Raw genomic sequence first — 20,805 nt, forward strand, 5'->3', positions numbered from 1 at the left:
GTCCTCAATACCCAGGCTGCTTCTTGATGATCTCGAAGAGAGCCTGGGTCGCCGCCCTGTCCCGATTGAGGAGCGGAAACAGCGCGTTCAAGACCTGCGCCTCGCGCGCCTGATCGCCCTTCCATCCGGCCGGGGCGCGCTCGCGCACGACCAGGTCGATTTGCAGGGCGAGGGCCGCCTTCTCGTCGTCACTCGTCGGGCACTTGAAGTTCGTCGCCGCGATGCTCCCCAGGTTGTTGAACAACACCGAGGCCTCGCGCTTGCCGTGCAGCGTAGCAGGGACCCCCGCTTCAGGCTGCCTCGCCGCGAGCCGCTTCACGAGCGCCTCTGCCTTGCGCAGGAACTCCTCGTAGGCGGCTGCGTCGGCGCGACTCTGCTTGACAAGGTCATCCAGCAGCTTCGACATCTGCTCGTAGAACCTGGGATCCGTGAGCTGGTCGCGGATGATCGTCTTGCGGACGTTGTTGATGATGCCTTCGGCAATGGCGTTCTTTGTGAGCTTGCCCTTCTCGTTGAGCTTCTTGGCGATGGCGTCGTGGATTCCGGTCTTGATGATGATCTCGGTCAACGACATCTCGCCCAGCTCACCCAGGTCGGCGGCCGGGTCGGCCTGAATGTACGTGTTGATGAGGTGGCGCATGTCCGCCTCATAGGGCTTGATGTCGAGCTCCTCGCCGGAGTGCTTCTTGATGGCGGCGCGGAGGTCTGCGTAGAGCTCGACCTCCTTCTGCAAGGCGGCCGCTTCCGCGTCCGAATACCCGGTCTCGGCGAGGTCCTGCGCGATGGCCGCGAAAGCGCGGACGAACACGGCAACCGCTTTGTAGAACGAGATCCGCTGGGCCTCCGTCACGTTCAGAGCGCTCGGGTTCGCAGCGTCGCCGCAGAAGTAATGCAGGAACTGCTCCACCTCACGAGGCGGCGCGACAGGCTCGCACAGGTAGCGCAGCGCCTCGCGCGCATCGTCGAGCTGCTTCTTTCCTTCCTCGAGCCAGTTCTTGAGGTGGACGTTGTTTGCACCGTCCCCACCGTCGTCGATATCCAGCTCGTCGGAGCTGTAGACCGCGATGGCCTGCTGCACGTCGCCGAACAGCTCCTTGAAGTCGACGATGTGACCATAGTCCTTGTCTTCACCGTCGAGGCGGTTGGTGCGGCAGATGGCCTGGAACAGGTTGTGATCGCGCAGCTCGTTGTCCAGGTAGATGTAGGTGCAGCTTGGTGCGTCAAAGCCCGTGAGCAGCTTGCTGACGACGATCAGCAGCTTCATGTTCGCGGGCTCCTCGATGAAGCGGCGCTTCACTTCGTCTTCGTACTGCTTCGTCGTCTGCCCCTTCTTGAGGACCTGCTGCGTGTAGGTGTCGAACTTGTAGCGCTCGTCGCTGTTCGCTGGCTCGCGAGAGACGAGGTTGTGGTTCGGCTCGTACGACGTGATGATGCCGCAATACCCGCCGAAGCTCGTGTTCTGGAAGAGTCGGAAGTAGTGGCAGGCGTCGTAGATCGACGGCGCGATGAGGATTGCCGTACCGCGATCGTTGTTCAGCCGCGGCTTGAGGCTGAAGTCCTCGATGATGTTGGCGATGATGCGCTGCTTGCGTTCGGCGGCGCTCATCAGCTCTTCCATCGTCGCCCAGCGCTTGCGCAGCACCGCCTTCTGGAAGTTGTTCAGGCCCCTGGTCTTCTGTTCGAACCACTTGTCGATGGCCGCCCGCGACGTCAGCCGCTGCGGCACGTCGCGCGCCTCGTACTTCAGGTCGAGCACCACTTTGTCGGCGACGGCCTGGTGGAACTTGTACGTGTGGATGTACGTGCCGAACACGTCGCGCGTCATCACCTTGTCTTTGCGGAGCAACGGCGTGCCCGTGAAGCCGATGAAGATGGCGTTCTCGAGCCAGCGCTTCATCTGCTTGTTCATCTCGCCGCCCTGCGTGCGATGGCACTCGTCCACGAAAACGTAGAAGCGGCCCTTCACGGACGGCGGCTCACCCTTGAGGTCCGAGACGTCGAACTTGTGGATGAGCGCGCACAGGAGACGTGGCGTGGCGGCCCCGAGCTTCTCCACGAACTCCGCGCGCGAGGTGATGCGCGGCGAGGCCGACTCCGGGGAGATGACGCCCGCGTTCTTCATCACCCCCTCGATCTGCTTGTCCAGCTCGTCGCGGTCGGTGATGACGAGGATGCGCGCCTCCGGGTCGTGCTCCAGTAGCCACTTGGCGATGAGCACCATCAAGATGCTCTTGCCGCTGCCCTGGGTGTGCCAAATGACGCCGCCCTCGCGCTTGGCGATGCGATCCTGGGCGGCCTTGACTCCGAAGTACTGGTGCGGTCGTGGCACCTTCTTCTGGCCGCCGTCGAAGATGATGAAGTTACGAAGGAGGTCGAGTAGCCGCGTTTTGTTGCAGAGCTGCGCAAGGGGCCCGTCGAGCAGCGCACCTTCGGTGGGTGGAGTGGCCGTTGGCGTCTCGTCCTTCCACTCGACAAAGAACTGCTCCGGGGTCCCGGTCGTGCCGTAGCGCAATCCTTGCGAGTCGCTGCCCGCGAGCACGAGCTGCACGGTGCTGAAGAAGGCCTTGTTGAAGATCTCTTCCTGGTTGGTGATGAGCTGCCGCACGCCGTAGGCGATCTCCACCGAGCTGCGTTTCAGCTCGATGACTGCGATGGCGAGGCCGTTGATGTAGAGCACCAGGTCGGGCCGCCGCTCGTGCCCGCCCTTGAGCGTGACCTCTTCGGCCAGGAAGAAGTCGTTCTCCTCGGGATGCTCCCATTCGATGAGGTGCACGGTCTCGTGCGGCCGGGCCTCGCTGACCTTGACCTGCACGCCGTAGCGCAGGAGTTGATACGTGCGCAGGTTGGCGGCGTAGAGTGTGGTGCCCGTCGAGTCGATCGCCTTGTGCAGCTCTTCGAGGGCGCGCGTGATGTGTGCCCCAGAGTAGCCGCGCCGCTCGAGGTTCAGCTCCAGCTCGGCTCGCACGCAGCGGTTTCTCTCATCCCTCGAGAGGTTGCCGAGGAAGTGGTAGCCGAGGTTGCCCTCGCGCGTGTCGTCGGTGAACAGCGCGATGACTCGATCCTGGGTCTTGCGCTCGGAGCGAGGCTTCTTAGACACGGGCGCCTCCGGTGGGGACGAGCCGCGTCTTGCCGGTGAGCAGCTCCTGCATCATCGCTTGCTTGAGGTGGCGGGTCTTGTCGCGGCGGGCTTCCAGCGTGGCGAGCTCGGCGTCCATGTCGGAGAGCACGGCGGCGATGGCGACCTGCTCGTCGTGCGGTGGCGCCGCGACTTCGAGCGCAGATACATTTGGTGTCGAGATCTCAAGGAACGTAGAGCCGAACGCCCGCTCGACCATCTTCTGCTTCATCGTCAGCAGCTTGTAGTACAGGAACTCGTTGCTCGCCTCTGGGCGACAGACCAACGACTTGAAGCCTTGATTCGTGCAGACAGGAGCGCCCGCGATCTTGAGCTCGCCGATCGTCGCGCGGCTACAGAGAAGCAGGGCACCAACGGGGAGCAACGCCGCGCCGCTGTACTTCAGGCCATCTCGCGAAATGGAGCGCTCTGTTTCGGTGAGGTACTTGCCCGCATAGCGTGTAATGTCCGTCGGCGTGCACCACTTGATTCCGCCGTTCCAATACGAGGGCTCGTTGGTGCGCGGTGTGCCGCCGCTGACGATCTCCGCCACATCCCCCAACCGCTTCACCTCCCACTCCCCGTGGAAGCCGGGGAGGCGGGTCTGGCCGGTGAGGAGCTGCTGCATCGCGGCCTGCTTCAGGTCGCGCTTCTTGGCGATGAGCCGATCGAGCCCGTCGAGCAGCGCGTCGACGTCGCTCAGAGCGGCAGCGATCGCGCGCTGTTCGGGGAGCGGGGGCGTCGGGATGGGCATCTGCCGAAGCGTGCCAGCGTTGACGTTCTTCTGGGCCCCTCCGATCTGGCCTTGCGTAAAGAACGTCTGCCCCTGCTCGGAATTGACGTAGTGGCACAGGTAGAGACTGTCGATCTCGCCCTTCTTCGGTCTCGTGATGAGGGTGGTGAAACTCTGTGCCAAGTCGTAGCTTGGTGGTACTACACACGTCGTTCCCGGATAGCCTGTTCGCGCGGTGAGCAAGTCCCCGCCACGCAGCCGCTTGTTCTTGAAGACGATTTCGTACGCAGGATCGACGAACAGCAGGTCGCGATCGTCGAGATGCCCAGACCTGATGTTCTGATTCCTGAGGAGCGGCACACCTGTGGGGCGGTACGCATGCGTCGCGGCACTAGCGATGCCGACCATGATCTTGTCGGCCAGGTCGGCAAGGGGCCTTACCTCCCAATCCGATGGGATGAGACCTGCATCGGTCTGCTTGTACCCCGGACTCAATTCCACAATGCCCCCATCTGCGAGAGGTGCGTCTCCACCTTCGCATTGAGCGCTACCACCTCCTGGGTGAGCTTCGGCAGCGACGTCGCATACCGCTCGGCCAGCTCGCGCACCCGGCTCGTCAGCGACTGCGAAACGCGGTCCAGCTCGCCCTGCACGGACGCCGACAGCCGGGCCATCCACTTGTCGTCGATGACCAGCGTCTTGATGTCCGCCCTGGTGAGCTTTGGGTACTTGCCGAGGGCCAGCGCGTCGAGGGACGCGTCCTGCTCCTTCAGCGCACGCTTGAGTGAGGCCGCCTGCTCCGTGAGCTGGAGCCACTGCTCGAGCACGGTGCACTCTTCCATCGCCTCCTTGTCTCCCTTGACCTCCTTGAGCCGCGCGTTGACCTCCGCCTTCCCGATCTTGTCGAGCGCGCCGAGGAAGCCCTCCTCGCCGCCGTGGTCCTCCTCGAGCGCGGCGATCGCCGACTCGGAGGCCTCGAGCTCGGCCTGCTTGACCTGGAGAGCGGCCTGCTCTTTCGCGAAGTAGCGCGCGACAATGAAGGTCTTGGGCACGAGGTCGCACGCCCAGCCTTTCTCCTTCTTCTTGCCCCTCTTGTCGGTCTCGATGACCTGCGTCGGTGCCGCCACCCAGCCATCGGCGGCGATGAGGTAGCAGTCGTCCTGCATCGCCTCGGCCCAGTAGTCCATGAGGTGCTGGTAGACATCGTAGGCGTCGAGCAGCGGCACCGCTCGGAACGCGGTGAGCAGGTCCTCGGCGATGCTCTCGATGAGCACCCTTGGGTGCCCTCCCCTGTCGAACTCGACGAGCTTCGACCTTGCTGCTTTTCTCCAGTCGGCAAACGTCTTCGTCGCCCGCTGCTGGAACGCGGTGAACTCGGAGTGGCTAAGGATCGACGCCTTCACGTTGGCGAGCGGCATCTTGAGACTCGCATAGCCAGGGCGGCCCGCTGACTCGAACAACAGGTCGCGCACGCTGGGCAGCACGTTCCAGTACGCATCCAGGGCGTCGAGGTCCCGCTCGGGGATGCCACCACGAAGGTGGCCGTCGATGTCGTGCAGATCCTCGGGTTCGGCACTGTCGATGTAGCGCGGCAGGTTCAGATTGAAGTCGTTCTTCGCGTCGGCGATCTCGTCGAACGGCACCATGCGGGCGTAGCGGGGCACGTCGACCTGCTTGGTGAAGGTGTCGACGATGCGGTGGAGGTCTTGCTCGCGGAGGCGGTTCTTGGGGCCGTCCTTGATGAACCCCTTGGAAGCGTCGATCATGAACACGCCCTTGCGACCGGCCGCGTTCTCCTTGTCGAGAACGAGGATGCAGGCGGGGATGCCGGTGCCGTAGAAGAGGTTCGCGGGCAGTCCGATGATGCCTTTCAAGTAGCCCGAGCGAACGAGTTTCTCGCGAATGACAGCCTCGGCGTTGCCGCGAAAGAGCACGCCGTGGGGCAAGATGCACGCGCCCTTGCCCGTGCTCTTCATCGAGCGAACGATGTGGAGGAGGTAGGCGTAGTCGCCCTGCTTGGCCGGGGGTTCGCCCCACGTGAAGCGCTGAAACGGGTCCTTCGCCGGCGTGAGGCCGGTGGTCCAGGTCTTGTCGGAGAACGGTGGATTGGCGACGACGTAGTCGTAAGTGCGGAGCTTCTCGCCGTCCTTGAACTTCGGGGCGGCCAGCGTGTTGCCCGACAGGATGTTCGCCGTCGGGAAGTCGTGCAGGATCATGTTCATACGGGCCAAGCCCGCCGTGGTGACGTCCTTCTCCTGCCCCTCCAGCGTGATGTGCTTGCCTGCCTCGGCCGCCACCTTCAGGAGCAGCGAGCCCGAGCCGCAGGTCGGGTCGTAGGCGGTGGTCGAGGCCTTCGTGTTCTTCGGCGAGATGCCGATCACCTTGGCGATGACGCGGCTGACCTCGGAGGGCGTGTAGAACTGGCCCTTGCTCTTGCCACTCTCGGTCGCGAAGTGGCGCATGAGGTATTCGTAGGCGTCACCGAGCAGATCGTCGTGGTCGGCCCGGTTCTGCGAGAAGTCGAGCTCAGGCTTCTGGAAGATGCCAACCAGGTTGGTCAAGCGATCGACCATCGCCTGGCCTTCGCCGAGCTTGTTCGGGTCGTTGAAGTCGGGGAAGTCGCTGCGGGCGAGTCGCGCGTTGGCGTCGATGAGCGGCTGGATGATCTGCGTGTTGATCTTGTCGCCGATGTCGCTCTTGCCCTTGAGCGCGATCATGTCTTTGAAGCTCGCGCCCTTCGGGATGGTGACGGGCGGGGCGAAGTCGGTGCTGTTCCCGTACTTGTCCGTGATGTACTTGATGAACAGCATGAACAGGACGTAGTCCTTGTACTGGCTGGCATCCATGCCGCCGCGAAGCTCGTCGCACGAGGCCCAGATCGAGGAGTAGAGGTCAGACTTCTTGATGGCCATCAGCGTCGTTCCTTGTCGCGTTCGAGCTCGTCGTGCTCGGCGCCGCCGGCACGGACCCACTCGTCCACCTCGGATAGCTTGAACTTCCAGAGGCCTCCGAATCCTGTGCGCAGACAGCCCACGACCCTCGACCCTCGACCCAGCGGTACACGGAGTCCCGCGCTACCCCGAGGTGCTTTGCGACGCCTTCGACGGACACCCAGGGCTCGTTGGTCGTCATCATCCTGGCGCCGCTCGACATACGTGGTCCCTGGGCACGCGAGCAGGATGCACCAGGCGAACTTTGCCTACAAGAGTCGGACAGAGTCGCATGCCGTCGACAACCTTCCCGCTTGCTCGAGGCGGCGGGCAGCCCCGGCTTCTGCCCCCCTCACCGCCGGCGCTCCCGCTTGACCCTCTGCTGCACGGCCGCCCCGCTCAGCGCCTGGACGGCTTGCGCTTCGACGCGCGGGCCCCGGGCTTGGCTTTCGCCCTGGGCTTCGCCTTGGCCTGCGTGGCCTTGGGCTTCGGCCTCGCCCTGGCCTTCGTCTTCGTCTTTGTCTTCGCCTTCGACTCCTGCGCGTCGTCCTCGACCGCTCCCAGCTCCAGCCCGAAGAGCTCCGAGAGATCGTCGGCGACCAGGACCTTCTCCTTCGCGGGGCCCTTCTTCGAGAGCGGCAGGCCCTTGCCGGCGCTCGCGAGCAGGTCTTGCTGGTCGACCTGGCGCAGAGTGAAGAGGAGCTCGGGCTTCTCGTCGAGCCGCGCGCCGATGCCGTAGAAGGTGGCGGCGACGTGCTTGCACATCGAGGCCCAGTCGGGGCAGCTACAGGTGAAGGTGAGTTCGGCGGGCGCGGGGAAGAGGCCGGTCGCCGGCTGGCAGAGGCGCTCCATCACGCCCTTGGAAAAGCGTCCTTGAAGGAGCTCGACGAGCGAGTCGATCCCCCCCGCGCAGTCGGTGCAGAGCGAGCGCCAACGCGGCTTGGGCAGCGGCAACACGTTGACGGCGACCTTGTAGAGCGCCGAGCCGCTGACGATCGCGCTGGCCGCGCCCGGGGCGAGCTGCAGGTCCACCACCGAGCCGTTGCGCACGTAGGTCCGCCCGCGCGGCAGGCGATTCGCGAAGTCGCTGTAGCGTTCGAGGTTCTCGCACCAGGCCTTCCCCCAGAAGGTCCTCGCGATGGTTCGCCCCTCGAGCAGCACCGGCGAGATCGGGTGGCCCTTCTTCGCCAGCTTCTGCAGCTCGTGCTCGGCCTGCCGCCGCCGCTCGGCCACGGGCACGTAGGGCTTCCAGCCCCGTCTATCGTAGAAGCTCACGCCTCACTCCTTCATCGCGGCGTTGAGGTCTAGCGCCACGAGCCGGAGCAGCTCCTCGTCCCCGAGCTCGGTCAGCTTCAGCTCGGCGCCGCCTTCGAGCAGCTCCTTCGAGAGCGCCTTCTTCGATTCGATGAGCGCGTCGAGCTTCTCCTCGACGGTGCCGCGGCAGACGAACTTGTGCACCAGCACGTTCTTCGTCTGCCCGATGCGGAAGGCGCGGTCGGTGGCCTGGTTCTCGACGGCCGGGTTCCACCAGCGGTCGAAGTGGATCACGTGCGAGGCGGCGGTGAGGTTCAGCCCCGACCCACCGGCCTTCAGCGACAGCACGAAGAAGGGCACCGCCTCGTCGTCCTGAAAGCGCGCGACCAGCTCCTGGCGCTTCTTCACCGCCGTCTCGCCGTGGAGCACGAGGCCCGGGCGACCGAACACACCGCCGAGAAACGCGGCCAGCGGCGCGGTCACCTCGCGAAACTGGGTGAAGACCAGCGCCTTCTCCTGCTTGGCGGCGATCACCTCGGCGAGCTCCCGCAGGCGCGCCCATTTGCCGCTGTCGGCCTCGGCCCACGCGCCGTCGCCCAGCCACTGCGAGGGGTGGTTGCAGAGCTGCTTCAAGCGCATCAGGAAGGCGAGCACCAGCCCCTTGCGCTTCATCCCCCCGGCGTCGTCGAGCTGCTCGCCGAGCTCGGCGACGGCCTGCTGGTAGAGCGCGGCCTGCCGGCGGCTGAGCTGGCAAAAGGCCTTGAGCTCCGTCTTGTCGGGCAGGTCGGAGATGACGCTCCGGTCGGTCTTGAGCCGGCGCAGGATGTAGGGGCGCACGAGGTCTCGCAGCGGGCCGTACGGGTTGTGCGCCTTGTCGGCCAGGCTCTTCGTGTAGCGCGTGAACTCCTTGGCCGAGCCGAGGAGGCCGGGGTTGAGGTAATCGAAGATCGACCACAGGTCGCCGAGGCGGTTCTCGATCGGCGTGCCGGTGAGCGCGATCCGCGCCCGCGCCCGGAGCTTCTTGGCCGCGCGGGTCTGCTGGGCCGCGGGGTTCTTGATCGCCTGGGCCTCGTCCAGCACCGCGAGCTGCCACTCCGTGGTGGCCAGCCATGGGACGCGCAGGAGCGAGCCGTAGCTCGTGATCACGAGGTCCAGGCCCTCGAGCCGCGCGGGGTCGATGGCCGCGAGCTCGCTGGCCGGCGTGACCGACGGGTGCGCCACGAGGGCCTTGAGCCCGGGTGCGAAGCGCTGGATTTCGGCGGCCCAGTTGGCGAGGAGCGAGGCGGGAGCCACGAGCACGCTCGGCCGCCGCTCCTTCTCGACGGACGTGCGCCGCAGCACGAGCAGCAGCGAGAGCACCTGGATCGTCTTGCCGAGCCCCATGTCGTCGGCGAGGCAGGCGCCCAGGCCCAGCCGCGAGAGCAGGTGCAGCCAGCGCACGCCCACCTGCTGGTAGGGCCTGAGCGTGCCGTGGAGCTCACGACCGGGATCGACCGCGGCGAGGGCGTCGGGCGAGCGCAGCCCCTTGAGGGTCTCGGCCAGCCACGGACCGGCCACGACCCGCGACCAGTCGGGATCGGCGCCGCTCGGACCGTCGCGCGTGACCTCCGCCCCGGCGAGCAGGCGCAGCGCCTCGGCGAACGAGAGGCCCCCCTCGGCCGCCAGCCGTTCGGCCTGCGCAAAGCCACGCAGCGTGCGGTCGAGCCGCTCGCGATCCACTTCGACCCACTGGCCACGCAGAAACGCGAGCCCGCTCGTGCCGGCCAGAAGCTGCTTCAGCTCGGCCGCTGTCAGCGCCTCGCCGTCGAGCGTGACCTGCATCTGGAAGTCGAGGAGCGCGTCGGTGCCGAGCGCGGAAGGGGCCCCGGCTCCGACGGTGGCCGTGACCCGCGGCCGGGAGGGTCGCCCCACGCGCCAGCTCGCGGGCATGCGGACCACGACGCCCGCGCGTTCGAGCGTCTCCGCATCCCCCAGGAAGCGGAACGCCTCCTCGGGCGACCAGCGCAGCGGGTGGAAGAGCTCCCCCGCATCCACCATCTGCTCGAGCCAGGCGCACTCCTCGGCCGCGCGCTGGACCGGGAGCAAGAGGGAGAGGAGCTTCCCCTTGTTCGCCGCGCCCGCGTACTCCCGCAGGGCCTGGCCGAGCGGCAGGTGCTGGGCCTTGCCCTGCCCCGAGAGGCGGTGGGTGTACGTCGCGAGGAAGGCGAACGGGGCCTGCTCGTCCTTGCGGTTCTCCGCGAGGTTGAAGTGCACCCGACCGACCACGTTCCAGGCCGGGTGGAGCCCCTTGAGGTAGTCCGAAAGCGAAACGCCCGCCTCGGCGAGCTCGACCGCAAAGGCCTCCCCGAGCTCCGCCCACAGCGCGCGCAGCACCTCGACGGTGAGGTACTCGGCGCCGGGCATCAGAGGTGCAGCCGCGGCCAGCTCGTCGAGGTCTTCCGGCGGCGGCGGCAGCTCGCGGTCGCGGCCCTCTCCGTCGGCCCGCGTGCAGAGCGCCGTGACGAAGCGGCTGCCGAGCTCGCGCCAGTAGCCGAACACGGGTGGCAGGGCCTGGCCCACCTCCCCGGCCCCGAGGCGGAGCAGCCCGTGCCCCGACCCGCGCGCGAAGGCCTTCCGCAGGCGCGCACCGAGTCCCGGCTCGAGCGCCGGGGCGTCCTCCTGCTCAACGATCCCGAGGCGTCCGTGCGGCGTGAGGGACGGGGTGAGTCGCAGCTCGGCTGGGCTTCGGATCGACGTCGCCACGGTGGTGATGCGCTCTTCGACGCACCGTAGCACGCCGCCGCTAGAAACCTCGATACCGCGGTCGATCGCGCGTCAGAAATCCCCCCCCTCGCGCGTCTGGCCTCCCAACCCAGGAGGAAAGCCGCCCATGAGAGTCCTGTTCCTCACCTCGCTCCAGGATGCGCTCCCCCCGCCCTTCAAGCCCCTGCGTCTGAACGGGCATATCCAGCTCGGTCTCTCCTATATATCGGCTCTCCTGCGGCAGCACGGGCACCAGACGGACCTCATGGTCCTCACGCGAGACACTCCCCGCGCGGCCATCGAGCGCGAGATCGCCCGCTTTCGCCCCACGGTGGTCGGGTTCTCGTCCATGACCTCCGAGTTCACCTTCATGCGCGAGACCGCCGCCCACCTGAAGCGTCGGTTCCCCGAGCTCTTCCTCATCGTGGGCGGCATTCACGTCACGCTGAACCCCCACGAGGACTACCTGACCGACTTCAACGCGCTCTGCGTGGGAGAGGGCGAGTACCCCATGCTCGAGCTGGTGCAGTGCCTGGAGCGAGGCGAGGCGCCCGTGGGAATCGACAACCTCTGGGTCCGGTGGAACGGCACGCTGCACAAGAACCCGCCCCGAAGCTTCGTGCAGAACCTGGACGCGCTGCCCTTTCCCGACCGCTCCCTCTGGACCCGCTGGATCCGTCGCGCCGACGAGACCCCCCACACCGTGATGCTCTGCCGCGGGTGCCCCTTCGAGTGCACCTACTGCTTCCATCACAAGATGCGGGACACGGCCCCGGGCACGTATGTGCGCCACCGATCGCCGGCGAACATATTGGCCGAGGTCGAGCCGCTCGCCGAACAGAGCTCGGCCAACGCCTTCTTCTTCGAGGGAGAGACCTTCAACGTCCGGATGCCGTGGGTCCTCGAGCTGTGCGAGGCGCTCACCGAGTTCAACGCCCGCCGCAAACATCCCTGCTCGTTCGGCGTGAACGTGCGCCCGATGCGCAACGACCAGGCCGAGACGCTCTTCGCGGCCATGGCGCGGGCCGGCTTTCGCTACGTCAACCTCGGCGTCGAATCCGGCAGCGAGCGCGTACGCCGCGAGGTCCTTCACCGCTACTACACCAACGACGACGTGATCTACTGGGTCCAGACGGCGCGCAAGCACAAGCTGAAGGTGGCCTTCCTGAACCTCATCGGCGTGCCGGGCGAGACCTACGAGGATTTCCGTCAAACGATCAAGCTGAACCGGGCCTGTCAGCCCGACTGGCAGTACCACAACATCTTCGAGCCGTTTCCCGGCGTCGATCTGCACGAGGTCTGCAAGACGCAGAACCTCCTCCCCGAGGTCCCCGACGACGAGATGATCCGGGCCAAGGCCATCCTCGACCTGCCCGGCTTCAGCACGAAGGAGATCCAGCGCGCCTTCGACTGGTTCAACTACGACGTCTACAAGGGCTACCGGCCCCGCTCGCTGCTGCTCCTCACCGTCGCCGCGGCGAAGTGCAAGTCGAACTACAAGCTCAACCGGGCTTTCCGCATCGCGCGCGAGCTACCCATGAGCATCTGGATCCGCCGGGCGTGGGACGAATTCCAGCGGTACTAGGGGGCGAATCTGCTATGCGTCTAATAGAACTCGGCACGACGGGCGTCATGCTCCCCGCTATCGGGCAAGGCACCTGGAAGTATACGGCGGGGGCGGAGCCTCTCCGGCGCGGCGTGGAGCTCGGGGCGTGTCTCATCGACACCGCCGAGGCCTACGGCACCGAGGAAACGGTAGGCGAGGCGCTGCGTGGCCTGCGGGAGCGCGTGTTCGTCGCAACCAAGGTCTCCGCGGCGCACCTCGCCTACCAGGACGTGCTCGCCGCCGCCGACCGGAGCCTCGAAGCCCTGGCAACGGACCATATTGACCTTTATCAGGTCCACTGGCCCAACCCTCGCGTCCCGATCGCAGAAACGATGGCCGCGATGGAGGCGCTGGTGACCGCCGGCAAGGTGCGCTTCGTCGGCGTGAGCAACTTCTCGGTGGCCCAGCTCAAGGAAGCCCAGGCCGCCATGTCCCGCTACCGGATCGTCAGCAATCAGGTCGGCTATAGCTTGGCCGACCGCAAGCACGAGCTGGACCTCCTGCCCTATTGCCGGAGCACCGGGGTGACCGTCCTCGCCTACAGTCCCCTCGGTGGGAGCCTCTCGAACCTCCACCGATGGGACGCGCAGAACGCGCTGCCTGCCCTCGCCGCGGCTCTGGGCAAGACTACGGCGCAGGTGGCGCTGACCTGGTGCCTCGCGAAGGAGAACGTCGTCGTTCTGCCCAAGGCGAGCTCTGTCTCCCGCGTCGAGGAGAACTGCGGCGCCTCGGCCTGGCGCCTGTCGGCCGCCCAGCTCGAACGGCTCGAGGCCAGCTTCCGCCGCCGCACCCCGGTGGAGGACGCCGTCCGCGGCCTGGCTCGCCGCGTCCTCGCCAGAACGGGTCACGCGCGATGAAGGTCATCACCTCGTGCCGCAGCCGGTACTGGATCTACGACCAGGCGGTGCAGCTGCTCCGGCGCGGCCTGCTCTACCGCCTGATCCACGACTACCCGAACTTCATGACCCGCCGCTGGGGCATTCCCGACGACAAGGTCGTCTCGCTCCTGGCCAACGGCCTCTACGCCCGGCTGCTGCAAAGCAACTACCGCTGGATGAGCCCGCCCATCAAGGCCTTCGCCGATCGGTCGATCCACGAGCTCTTCGAGACGCGCCTCTCCCGCGCGCTCCCCGACGGGGCGGACATCTTCATCGGGCTCTCCGCCTTCTCCCTCAAAGCCATCGAGCGGGCGAAGGCCCTCGGGCTCAAGACCGTGGTGGACCACGGCAGCCTCCATCACCGGCGCGAGCGCACGCTGCAGCAGGAGGAGCGCGCGCTCTGGCAGCTCGAGGGAGCGGGGCACTTCCCGATCGAGGGGCCGGGGCCCGCCGCGGGCGAATGGCTCATCGAGAAGGAGCACCAGGAGTTCCTCCTGGCCGACCGGGTCTTCGCGCTCAGCAGCATCGCCAAGCGCTCGATGGTGGCCGAGGGAATCCCCGCCGAGAAGATCCTCGTCAATCCGCCGGGGGTGGACCTGAGCAGCTTTCGCCCCGGAACGAAGACCGACGACGTCTTCCGGGTCATCCAGTGCGGCACGGTGCATCCCGGCAAAGGGGTGCAGTACCTCCTGAAGGCGTTCTACGAGCTTCACCTGCCCCGCGCGGAGCTCTGGTTCGTCGGCGGCGGGCTCGACACGACCTCCCTCGGGCCCGTGATGCGGCAGTACCGCCGGGACGACATCGTCTTCAAGGGCCCGTACCCGCAAAAGGAGCTGCCGGGGCTCTTCGCCCAGGGCTCCGTGGCGGTCATGGCGTCGGTCTTCGACGGCTACGGGATGGTAGTCCCGCAGGCGATGGCCTGTGGGCTGCCGGTAATCGTGACCGAGCAGGTGGGCGCCTCCGATCTGGTCGAGGACGGCGTGAATGGCCAGGTCGTCCCGATTCGCGACGTGGACGCGCTGAAGGAGCGGCTGGTCTACCTCTACGAACATCGCGACCACGCCCGCGCGCTCGGCCAGGCGGCCGAACGCACCGTGCGCTCCGGGCACACCTGGGACGACTACGGCGATCGGCTGGTCGCGCACCTGCGCGCGCTGGCGCCCCATTGACCGCCACACCGGGGCCCATGCGGTATAGGAGCGACCTCGACGGTCTGCGATGCGTCGCGGTGCTGGCCGTGGTGCTTTTTCACGCGCCCATCGCGGGGTTTGCCGGCGGCTTCGTCGGCGTCGATATCTTCTTCGTCATATCCGGCTATCTCATCTCACGCCTCGTCTGGACCGAGGTCGAGCAGGGCTCGTTCTCGCTGGCACGCTTCTACGAGCGGCGCGCGCGGCGCATCCTGCCCGCCGTGTCGGTCACGATCCTGCTCACCAGCCTGCCGGCCCTCTGGCTCCTCTTCCCGCGAGAGCTCCACGCCTTCGGACAGAGCGTGGTGACCTCCGCCCTGTTCGCGTCCAACCTCTACTTCCTCGACGCGGCGGACTACTTCGGCGGCAAGGACGGCTCGTCGTTGCTCCTGCACCTGTGGTCGCTCGGGGTCGAGGAACAGTTCTACCTGGCCTTCCCGCTGCTCTTTGTCTGCATCAAGAAATACTTTCGCGGGCGGTACGTCACGACCGTCGTGGGGCTGGCCTTCGCCTCGTTCGCGCTCAATCTGGTGGCGACCGTCTATGCGCCGCGGATTGCGTTCTATTCAATGCCCACCCGGGCCTGGGAGTTTCTCCTCGGCACCCTGGTCGCCATCGGCGCCCTTCCCGAGGTGCGCTCGGTCCTCTGGCGTGAGGCCCTCGCCGTCTTCGGCTTGCTGCTCATCTTCCTCGCGATCTTCTCCTTTGACCCGGGCACCGCCTTCCCGGGCTATGCGGCGCTCGTGCCGTGCCTGGGGGCGGCCTGCCTGCTCCACGCCGGAGAGCGGGACCTCACGGGCGTGTCCCGACTTCTGTCCGTCAAACCGCTCGTCTCCGTCGGACTCATCTCGTATTCCGTCTACCTCTGGCACTGGCCGCTAGACGTCTATTATGCGCTCGGCGTACAGACCTTCCCCTCACGCCTGGCCAAGGTGGGCCTGGTCGCCGCCGCTATCGGCTGCGGTGCGCTTTCCTGGTGGATCGTCGAGCAGCCCTTTCGCACGCGCCAGCTCGCGTCTTCGCCGCGCGCTCTGGTGCGCGCCTCGTGCCTCGCCGCCCTGGCCCTGCTCGCGGTCGGCGGCGCGCTGGTCCTGACCCGCGGCCTCCCCACGCGCTTCTCGGCGAAGGCGACGCAGTATGCGTCTTTTTTGGGCTACCCGACGGTACCAGTCTATCGGGACGGGGTTTGCTTTCTCACGCCGAAGTACAACCGGATAGAGGATTTCCGGACGGATATCTGTCTGAAGCCGGTCGCCGGCGCGCGGAATATCCTGCTCCTGGGAGATAGCCATGCCGCGCAGTACTGGAAGGGTCTCTCCAACGCCTATCGCGACGTCCGCCTGCTACAGGGGACCGGCGCGGGCTGCAAGCCGCTCCTCGGCGGGGCCTCGGGCGAGAAGCCCTGTCCCGAGCTGATGCGGCCGCTGCTCGGGGAGTTCCTCGCGCAGCATCGACTCGAGGCGGTGGTCCTCGCTGCCCGGTGGCGCCCCGCGGATCTGGGGCCGCTGCTCGCGACCGTCAAGCACGTGAAGAAGCTCGCACCCCGCGTCATCGTCATCGGGCCGATCGTGGAATACCGCATCGCGCTTCCCCGTCTGGTGGCGCTGGCCGAGGCGCACGGCCGACCCGAGGTAGTCGAGGCAGCCCGCGTGCGAGAGCTCAAGCAGCTCGACGGCATCTTCGCGCGCGAGCTAGCCGCCGCGCAGGTGGAGTACGTCTCGGCCTATCGCACGCTCTGCGGGCCGACCGGGTGTGTGACCACCGTCCCTTCCGGGGCGCCCGTGCAGTTCGACTACGGGCATCTCACTGAGGAGGGCGCGACCTTCATGGCCCAGGAGTGGCGCAAGGGCCGCATCTGGACCGGCCTGTAAAGGAGGCGACGTGACCCGACCTGTCCCGCTCACGATCTGGATCGGCTTCCCCGCTCCGTACCAGAACGACCTGCTGGAGGCCCTGGAGGCGACGGGCCGCGTGGACCTGCACGTCGTCTTCGCGCGCCACCTGCCCGCCGATCGCCTAGAGCTCGGCTGGAAGGCGCGGCTCGGCAGCTACCGGCACCGGTTCCTCTCCGACGGGGACGCGCTCTCTCTGGCCGCACGCCTCGCGTGGCGGCAGCGGCACCGCGTGCACGTGGTGAACGGCATCTGGATGGAGGCGCCCTTCGCGGTGGCCCTGAGCACCCTCGCGGGGGCAGGCTCCCGCTACCTCATCTTCTCGGAGTCCCCGGATGCGCGCGCCCCGCGTCCCCTTCCGCTGCGCATCACTCGCCGGGCCCTCGGCACCGCCATCGCGCGAGCCGCCACCGGGGCTCTGGCCGTGTCGCACTTCGCCCTCGACTACTATCGCGCGCTCGGCGTGCCGGAGCGTGGCCTCTACCCCTTCGGCTACTTCTGCCGGGGCGCGGACCGGGAGGCCGTCGCGCCGCACCGGCGCCCCGACCGGCTCGAGGTCCTGTATCTGGGGCAGCTCGTCCATCGCAAGGGGCTCGACCTGCTCCTCGAGGCCATCCGCCCGCTGCTGCGGCAGTCGGCGCGGCTGCACCTCGCGATCGCCGGCGCCGGCCCCGAGCGTGCGGAGCTCGAGCGGCGCGTCGCGGAGGTGGGCCTCGCCGGGAGGGTGCGGCTCGAAGGACCCGTGGCCTCGCACGAGGTCCTTGGCCGCATCGCCGCGGCCGACCTGCTCGCGCTCCCCTCGCGCTGGGACGGCTGGGGGATCGTGGTGAACGAGGCGCTCTCCGTAGGCGTGCCGGTGCTGATCTCCGACCGGTGCGGCGCGATGGACCTGGTGCGGCAGGGCGTGAACGGCTACGTGCACACCAGCGAGAGCGTGGCGTCTCTGCGCGCGAACCTCGAGGCCTTCGTCCGCCTCGGCCCGGCCGAACGCCTCCACATGCGGCAGGCCGCGCTCCAGACCGGCGAGCAGCTCCGGGTCCGTCGGGCGGCGGAGTACCTCATCGACTGCGTGGAACACGCCCTCAAGCGGCGCGCCATGCCCCCCGCTATTCCGTGGCTCGAAGCCCGAGCTTCTCGTACACGGCGGCAAAGTCGACCCGATCGCCACCCGGCATGCGCTGGGCCGAGTGCTCCTGCTCCTTGAGCAGCGCAGCCACCTTCTCCCGCCCTCGCTTCGTGCGTGCGGCCTCGCGGGGCGTCTGGCCGTCGAGCGCGGGCAGTTGCTCGTCGATCCACTGGGTGAGGTGCTGCTGCAAGAAGTTGCTCAGCAGCTCGGCCTGGACCTCCGGAGGAATGCCAGCCTGCGGCTGTGCGCGCGGGCGCTGCGCGTGCTCCCTGAGCGCGACCTCGAGGTCCTTGACGGCGTCCAGGCGATGGGTGGCCAGCTCGCCGAGGAGCCCGGCCAGGAAGGCCTTGCCCTGGGCCAGCCGCTCCTTCGACTGGGTCTCGAGCTTCAGCCGTCCCTTCTGGATCGCGATGATTCCGAGGTGGAGCGCTCCCGGCCCGAGCTGCTGTCGGCCCTTGCGGTCCATCCAGTGGAACGCCCCGTCGCCGTCGTCGTCGAGGTCCGGGTGCGCCGCGAGCTTCTCCGTCACCGCCTCGACGTCCGACAGGTCGAAGAGCGCCTCGCAGAAGACCACCTCCTCGCCGTCCATGGTCCGGATGCGCGGGGGCTGCTGGGCCATGGAGGCGCGAAGAAGTGCGTGGTGCGCGGGGCCCACGGCAGCGGCGGTGAGCGCCCTCGCCGGGAGATCGGGGCGCGCTTTCCTCGCCTTGGTGAGGGCGCTTCGCAGGGCCTTCAACACCGCGTCCAGGTGCCCCCGAGGCACTCTCGCGTTGTCGCCGGTGAAGATGCGGCGCCCGCCGTGATCGGTCACCCAGGCCAGCAGCGCGTCGAACTTCACCACGGCGTGCGTCCCGGTCTTCTCGTGCACGAAGAACGTGTTTCCGGTGATCAGATCTCGGAGCTCCAGCCCCTCGTCTACCCGGATCTCCTGAATCTCGAAGGCCGAGAACCACGCGTTCCTGAGCGCCTCGAGGGCCTTGGTCTCGGCCAGCTTGAGCCGCGTCCCCCGCTCGTGCAGGTAGCGATCGACATAGCGCTGCCCCGTGCCGTCGGTGAAGCCGTGCGCCATGAAGCCCGCGAAGTTGGACTCCTCCCAGGCTTCGGGGACACGCCGCTTGCCCTTGCCAAAGAGGGACGCGTGCGCCGCGAGACACCAGTCGTCGTCCGCGAACATGGCGGCAAACAGCTTCTCGGTGGCCGCGTTGTAGGCGGCGAGGAGCGACGCGCTCCCGTCGGCCTCGACGAAGTAGGGACAGTCCGAGGGGCACGCGAGCTCGCGCCCCCGGTGCTGCCCGCAGCAGGCGCTGCAGATCACCCCCGCGAGGGCCGGGCACGCGCGCCTCCCCTTCTGACGTTGACAGTGGCCGCACTTGCTCATGAAGTCTCCCTGCTCCCTGCGGGGAATACCTCAGAGCGGGCGAGGATGCACGCTCGGTCGCGTCCTCTTGCGGCGTGGGCTACTCGACCGCCGAAGGGACTACTTGATCGGCGAGGTGCAGGTGAGCGAGACCGGGTCACAGACCTGCGAGAGGCCACAGCAGGTGGTGCAGCCGCAGAGCGTCTGGCTCGCGCCGCAGAGCGGGGCGCACTGGCCGGCCACGCGCGCCTGACCGCAGGGGCAGGGCGGATAGCTCGTGCACTTGCCGGCGTCGCAGTACTGGTTGGCCGGGCAGGAGCCCGTCTGGCAGGTGCCGCCGCAGCCGTTATCCGCCCCGCAGGCCTTGCCGGTGCAGTCGGGCTTGCAGCACCCCATGGACTGGCAGAACTCGCCCACCGGACAGCTCCCTTGCCTGCACGTGCCGCCGCAGCCGTCGGCCGCGCCGCAAGCCTTGCCGGTGCAGTTCGGGGCGCAGATGCAGCTCCCCTTCGAGCAGCCCCACCCGAGCTGGCACCAGCCGGTCTGGCACTTCCCGCCGCAACCGTCCTCGGCGCCGCAGGCCTTGCCCGTGCAGTTGGGCTTGCAGACGCACAGGCCCTTCGAGCACATCTTGTCCGTCGGACAGGTGCCGCTCTGGCAAATACCCCCGCAGGTGTCGTCGGCGCCGCAGGCCTTGCCCGCGCAGTCCGGCTTGCAGATGCAGACCCCCTTGTTGCACATCTTGCCGGGCAGGCAGCCGCCGGTCTGACACTTGCCACCGCACTCGTCGTCGGCGCCGCACTCCTTGTTCGTGCAGTTCGGCTTGCAGACGCACACCCCCTTCGAGCACATCTTGCCCGGCGCGCAGCTCCCCGACAGGCACTTGCCCCCGCAGCCGTCGTCGGCCCCGCAGGTCTTGCCGGCGCAGTCCGCCTTGCAGACGCAGCTGCCCGCCGTGCAGACGCGCCCCGGAGCGCACGCCCCGGTCGCGCACTTCGTGCCGCAGCCGTCGTCCTCGCCGCACTGCTTGCCGACGCAGGTGCACGTCTTGCCGCCGCCCGTGCCTCCGGTCCCGCCCGTCGAGACGCACTGCCCGTAGGCGCAGGTCTTGCCGCTCGCGCAGCCGCCGGGGCAATTGCAGGAGTCGATGCAGGTCCCGCCCGAGCAGAACTCCCCCGCCTTGCAGGTCATGCACGCGCACGGATTGTCCACGCACTTGCCACCGACGCAGGACTGGCAGCCGCCGCAGGTCACGCCGCTGCACGCGTCCGCCGTCGGGCAGACCCGGTGGCACGCCATCCCGTCCCCACAGCTCTTGCTGCACGGGCTGATGGGCACGCACTTGCCGCCCGAGCAGAAGTTCCCCGGGTCGCAGGTCACGCCGGCGCAGGGCGAGAGGAAGCAACCGCTCACACACTTGCCCTCGATGCAGGTCTGGTTGCCCGCGCAGGTCACCCCCACGCAGAGGTCGGTGGTCGGCACGCACCGGTCCGCACAGGGCAGTCCGTTCTGCACCGTGCCACCTCCGAGGCCTTCGTCGAGGGAGCCGAAGGGATCCTCGGCGCCCTCGGGCAGGCCGGTCGAGATCGGGGTGACGCCCGCGTCTCCGGAGGTGTCTCCTGCGCCCGGTTGGGCCTGGCCCGAGCAGGCCGCCGCCAGGGCGAGCGTGAGCCCCAGCCCGAGCCCCAGCGACGGTCGACGACAGCCACGGTCGGAAAGGCGGGCTCCGGTCGGCAGACGGCGCATGGCTCCTCCTCGGTTCTGGGGTTTTGGGTATTCGTCGATCATCATGGCCCCGAGACCGAACACTGGCAAGATATTTTGTTTGCGATATTACGCAAATATTTGTCACATATCGATCATTTCTTCGCATAAGGGTCTTCTTGGTTACGTTGGTAGGCGTCTCCCGCCCCTGGGCCCCGCGCCCCCATTCCGTCGAGCGCGCCTCTTGAAACCCGGCCGGGCCCGGGCGTAGAGTCCGC

At 67.6% G+C, this 20,805-nt stretch carries 12 protein-coding genes and 1 pseudogene; 5 read left to right on the forward strand and 8 right to left on the reverse strand.

Annotated features, from left to right (window positions below; genetic code table 11):
• Positions 1-4: 4 nt before the first annotated feature.
• The 6 genes and pseudogenes from IT371_05670 to IT371_05695 form a co-directional block, all read right to left on the reverse strand.
• Positions 5-3,097 (reverse strand): type I restriction endonuclease subunit R, encoded by a 3,093-nt coding sequence (locus IT371_05670; GenBank protein ID MCC6747128.1) that lies wholly within the window; start codon positions 3,095-3,097, stop codon positions 5-7.
• The gene (locus IT371_05675) at positions 3,090-4,349 is read right to left on the reverse strand and encodes a restriction endonuclease subunit S (GenBank protein ID MCC6747129.1); all 1,260 of its coding nucleotides are present in this window, start codon (positions 4,347-4,349) and stop codon (positions 3,090-3,092) included. Before IT371_05675 ends, IT371_05670 begins: the two co-directional genes overlap by 8 nt.
• A complete protein-coding gene (locus IT371_05680) occupies positions 4,340-6,760 on the reverse strand; it encodes an N-6 DNA methylase (protein MCC6747130.1) in 2,421 nt (806 codons plus the stop codon). Before IT371_05680 ends, IT371_05675 begins: the two co-directional genes overlap by 10 nt.
• Positions 6,760-6,980 (reverse strand): annotated as a pseudogene (locus IT371_05685) (excisionase family DNA-binding protein). The gene IT371_05680 and the pseudogene IT371_05685 overlap by 1 nt, the downstream one beginning before the upstream one ends.
• 197 nt (positions 6,981-7,177) lie before the next feature.
• A complete protein-coding gene (locus IT371_05690; protein MCC6747131.1) occupies positions 7,178-8,053 on the reverse strand; it encodes a hypothetical protein in 876 nt (291 codons plus the stop codon).
• A gap of 3 nt (positions 8,054-8,056) precedes the next feature.
• Positions 8,057-10,774 (reverse strand): DEAD/DEAH box helicase, encoded by a 2,718-nt coding sequence (locus IT371_05695; protein MCC6747132.1) that lies wholly within the window; start codon positions 10,772-10,774, stop codon positions 8,057-8,059.
• A gap of 127 nt (positions 10,775-10,901) precedes the next feature.
• On the opposite strand from IT371_05695, the gene IT371_05700 reads away from it, so the two are divergent.
• From IT371_05700 to IT371_05720, 5 genes are read left to right on the forward strand one after another with little or no spacing between them, the layout of a single operon-like run.
• On the forward strand, positions 10,902-12,359 hold the full coding sequence (locus IT371_05700) for a B12-binding domain-containing radical SAM protein (protein MCC6747133.1): 1,458 nt from the start codon (positions 10,902-10,904) through the stop codon (positions 12,357-12,359).
• A gap of 14 nt (positions 12,360-12,373) precedes the next feature.
• On the forward strand, positions 12,374-13,237 hold the full coding sequence (locus tag IT371_05705) for an aldo/keto reductase (GenBank protein MCC6747134.1): 864 nt from the start codon (positions 12,374-12,376) through the stop codon (positions 13,235-13,237).
• Entirely contained in the window at positions 13,234-14,427 is a 1,194-nt protein-coding gene (locus IT371_05710) for a glycosyltransferase family 4 protein (protein MCC6747135.1), read from the forward strand. The genes IT371_05705 and IT371_05710 overlap by 4 nt, the downstream gene beginning before the upstream one ends.
• A gap of 17 nt (positions 14,428-14,444) precedes the next feature.
• Positions 14,445-16,319, forward strand: a complete 1,875-nt coding sequence (locus tag IT371_05715; GenBank protein MCC6747136.1) for an acyltransferase — start codon at positions 14,445-14,447, stop codon at positions 16,317-16,319.
• 10 nt (positions 16,320-16,329) lie between these two features.
• The gene (locus IT371_05720; protein ID MCC6747137.1) at positions 16,330-17,544 is read left to right on the forward strand and encodes a glycosyltransferase family 4 protein; all 1,215 of its coding nucleotides are present in this window, start codon (positions 16,330-16,332) and stop codon (positions 17,542-17,544) included.
• Here the strand turns inward: IT371_05720 and IT371_05725 are convergent.
• The gene (locus IT371_05725) at positions 17,447-18,844 is read right to left on the reverse strand and encodes a DUF2384 domain-containing protein (GenBank protein ID MCC6747138.1); all 1,398 of its coding nucleotides are present in this window, start codon (positions 18,842-18,844) and stop codon (positions 17,447-17,449) included. The genes IT371_05720 and IT371_05725 overlap by 98 nt on opposite strands.
• A 99-nt stretch (positions 18,845-18,943) precedes the next feature.
• Entirely contained in the window at positions 18,944-20,569 is a 1,626-nt protein-coding gene (locus IT371_05730; GenBank protein ID MCC6747139.1) for a hypothetical protein, read from the reverse strand.
• Between the last annotated feature and the right edge of the window lie 236 nt (positions 20,570-20,805).

This window comes from Deltaproteobacteria bacterium (assembly GCA_020848905.1).
Classification (GTDB): domain Bacteria; phylum Myxococcota_A; class Polyangia.

Bases quoted from the DNA above. Each gene is read 5' to 3' on its own strand.
- IT371_05700 (MCC6747133.1), top strand. From the start codon at position 10,902: ATGAGAGTCCTGTTCCTCACCTCGCTCCAGGATGCGCTCCCCCCGCCC.
- IT371_05710 (MCC6747135.1), top strand. From the start codon at position 13,234: ATGAAGGTCATCACCTCGTGCCGCAGCCGGTACTGGATCTACGACCAG.
- IT371_05680 (MCC6747130.1), bottom strand. From the start codon at position 6,760: ATGGCCATCAAGAAGTCTGACCTCTACTCCTCGATCTGGGCCTCGTGC.
- IT371_05725 (MCC6747138.1), bottom strand. From the start codon at position 18,844: ATGAGCAAGTGCGGCCACTGTCAACGTCAGAAGGGGAGGCGCGCGTGC.
- IT371_05705 (MCC6747134.1), top strand. From the start codon at position 12,374: ATGCGTCTAATAGAACTCGGCACGACGGGCGTCATGCTCCCCGCTATC.
- IT371_05730 (MCC6747139.1), bottom strand. From the start codon at position 20,569: ATGCGCCGTCTGCCGACCGGAGCCCGCCTTTCCGACCGTGGCTGTCGT.
- IT371_05715 (MCC6747136.1), top strand. From the start codon at position 14,445: ATGCGGTATAGGAGCGACCTCGACGGTCTGCGATGCGTCGCGGTGCTG.